The sequence below is a fragment of the Bacteroidales bacterium genome (genome assembly GCA_041671145.1).
In the GTDB taxonomy this organism is placed as follows: Bacteria; Bacteroidota; Bacteroidia; order Bacteroidales; family JAHJDW01; genus JAQUPB01.
This window is the reverse complement of sequence record JBAZBZ010000087.1, coordinates 1-2,652: the sequence shown is the minus strand read 5'-3', so window position 1 is coordinate 2,652 and position 2,652 is coordinate 1. Positions and strand designations below refer to the sequence as shown.

The 2,652-nt window shown below is 32.8% G+C and carries 3 protein-coding genes; all 3 read left to right on the top strand.

From position 1 onward, the window contains the following. Positions 1-99: 99 nt before the first annotated feature. The 3 genes from WC223_14045 (at position 100) to WC223_14035 (ending at position 2,528) form a co-directional block, all read left to right on the top strand. The gene (locus WC223_14045; GenBank protein ID MFA6925362.1) at positions 100-516 is read left to right on the top strand and encodes a hypothetical protein; all 417 of its coding nucleotides are present in this window, start codon (positions 100-102) and stop codon (positions 514-516) included. 422 nt (positions 517-938) lie between these two features. After that, the gene (gene purD / locus WC223_14040) at positions 939-2,222 is read left to right on the top strand and encodes a phosphoribosylamine--glycine ligase (protein ID MFA6925361.1); all 1,284 of its coding nucleotides are present in this window, start codon (positions 939-941) and stop codon (positions 2,220-2,222) included. A 105-nt stretch (positions 2,223-2,327) separates the two neighbouring features. Then, positions 2,328-2,528: a hypothetical protein gene (locus WC223_14035; GenBank protein ID MFA6925360.1), complete on the top strand. Its 201-nt coding sequence runs from the start codon at positions 2,328-2,330 to the stop codon at positions 2,526-2,528. Positions 2,529-2,652: the final 124 nt, after the last annotated feature.

Below are 2,652 nucleotides of genomic sequence, written 5' to 3'. Positions count from 1 at the left end.
CAGCGGATAAAGATTGTTATATTTTAACAATTTATTGATTTTAAATTAATAATAATGTAATTTTAAATAATAATTAATTTAAGTCTGGTTAAGTGTTTAATGAAAATTCAAAAAAATCTGTTAATAATCTTTTTTTGCTTAATCTTTTTTTCAACAACTCAGGAAGCTAAAGCACTTTTAATTTCTGATATTGTAGATTCAACGATAAATTTTACAGCTAAAACAACTTATTTGGTAACAAAATATTCGATAAAAACAGCTATTTTTGTTGTCAAAAAAACAGCTAAAGGAGTAAAAGAGGTTTCAAAAAGTGTTTATATTGCATCAAAAGATGCCTTTAAAACTCCGTCAATACCTTCTTCAAAACCTGTGGAATCTGAAATACAGCATGTTAATAACTTTACACCTGTTAATACCAACTTGCTGCCCCCGATACCTAAAACTTCCTTTCCAGCTGTTCCTAAAAGCACAATTATACCTACATCAGGAAATTCCCTTCCTGTTATAAGTTATTAGAGGCAATGCTGCCTTTAAAGCCTGCCCTGCATTTATCCGCTGCTTCGTAAAACCTCTCCATTCATGGGGAGGAGTGGCAGAGCCACCTTGAGGGCTTCCAATCATTGCCTAAAGGGAACAAGCCAAATTTTCAGAGCGGCATTGCCGCCTACGGCAGCGGATAAAAAATCCACGTTTCACAAATTGCTAATATTCTCTACGTTCACAAAGCAATTTGGTTCACCTTGAATGTCGTGCTGAATTTCCTTGACCTTCCTCATACCGGATTGGAATCACCTTTCTTGAGGAAGGCGAGGAGGTCAATTCAGGGATTTCCAATTAATTTGGCAAATATTGAAAAATAGCTTTTTGACCTTTTATCTTTAACTCTAAATACATTTATTGTAGAATTGATAGAACAAACACAATATTTGGACAGAAAAATGAAAGTTTTAGTTATCGGTTCAGGTGCCAGAGAACATGCTATTATCTGGAAGCTTTCGCAAAACAGCAGGATTGAAAAGATTTTTTGTATTCCAGGAAACCCTGGTGTTACAGAACTTGCAACTTGCGTTAACATAAATACCGAAAATATACATGAAATATGTGAATTTGCGCTTGAAAACGACATAAATTTTACTATTCCTATTTCTGAAAGTGTTATTGCAGGTGGAATTTGTGATGTATTTAGAGAAAATGGTTTACAAATATTCGGTCCTTCAAAGGAAGCAGCAAAAATTGGCACTAACAGAGCTTTTGCCAAAAAATTTATGTTCAAACATAAAATTCCAACTCCCAGATATGGTTTGTTTGACAAGGAAAATGCCGCAATTGATTATGCCAGAAAATCAAATTATCCTATTATAGTAAGATATGATGCATCTTTTACTAGTGGTGAAGAATCATTTTTTTGTGAAACATTTTCTCAGGCAAAAAAAGCTATAGAAAAAAGTTTTGCTAACTTAAATAAAACAACAGTTATTGAAGAATATTTTTCCGGATCTGAAATAACCTTTACAGTTATAACCGATGGTTATAATGCTGTTCCAATGCCTTATGTTCACGTATATAAAAGAGTACTGGAAGGTGATGGCGGAGCAATAACACATGGGGTAGGCGCTTTTGCTCCGGTTGGTAAAATTGATTTTAAACTGGAAGGTAAAATTGCAGGTGAAATTGTATTTCCTACGCTGGATTCTTTAAGAGCCGAAGGAAACCCTTACGAAGGTTTTCTTTCTATAAATATAATAATGAATGACAAAAATGAAATTAAAGCCATTGATTTTCAACCCACAATAGGTGATCCCGAAGCACAAACCGTATTACCATTGATTAATGATGATTTATTTGACGTGCTTTATTCCACATCAATAGGCGCTCTCGGCGATGATTATGAAAATCTCAACATAAATGATATGCACAGTGTTTCTGTTTATCTTTTGAGCGGAAATTATCCTTCAAAACCTAAAAAAAATGTTGTAATTGAAGGCATTGAAAATATTGATGACGATGATTTGCTGCTTTTTTACGGAGAAACAGCAATGAATCCATATTATGAGGTTGTAACCAATGGCAGTAGAGTTATGTCGTTCACTTCAACCGCCTCAACTCTTAATAAAGCTCATGAAAGAGTTTATGAATCAATTGATATCGTCAAATTTGAAAGTAAAAAGTTCAGGAAAGATATAGCAAATTCATTTTTAAGCGATAGAAAATTGTTTTTATAATTTCATATATTTAAATTATTTTCTAAAGTTCTTCTAATTCATGTCGATGACCCCTAAGTAGAATTAAAATAATAAAATATGTTTATTATGCAAAGGGAGAAGATTATGAAAACATTAGAATATTCTGCTGTCGTATATAAAAACAGAAAAAATAATGCGTTTATTGCTAATTGTATGATGTTTAACCTCATTGGCTATGGCAAAACCGAAAAAGACGCTATTTCTAATCTTGAAAATTCAATAAAAGAAACGCTTGAAGAATACAATGTTATAATAAAACCAATGCATAAAATGATATTGTGTTGATTTTTTTGCTAATATACCATTCGTAAAAAATAATCGATAAATTGTCGTCATCCTGAACTTGCAGCTCTTCTTGTTTTCGAGCAAAGCGAGAATTACAAGGTAGGGTGCAGTCTGCGGCGTTCAG

What these genes read in the sequence shown, in the direction of transcription:
- WC223_14045 (MFA6925362.1), top strand. Translation starts at nt 100, where the DNA reads ATGAAAATTCAAAAAAATCTGTTAATAATCTTTTTTTGCTTAATCTTT.
- purD (MFA6925361.1), top strand. Translation starts at nt 939, where the DNA reads ATGAAAGTTTTAGTTATCGGTTCAGGTGCCAGAGAACATGCTATTATC.
- WC223_14035 (MFA6925360.1), top strand. Translation starts at nt 2,328, where the DNA reads ATGAAAACATTAGAATATTCTGCTGTCGTATATAAAAACAGAAAAAAT.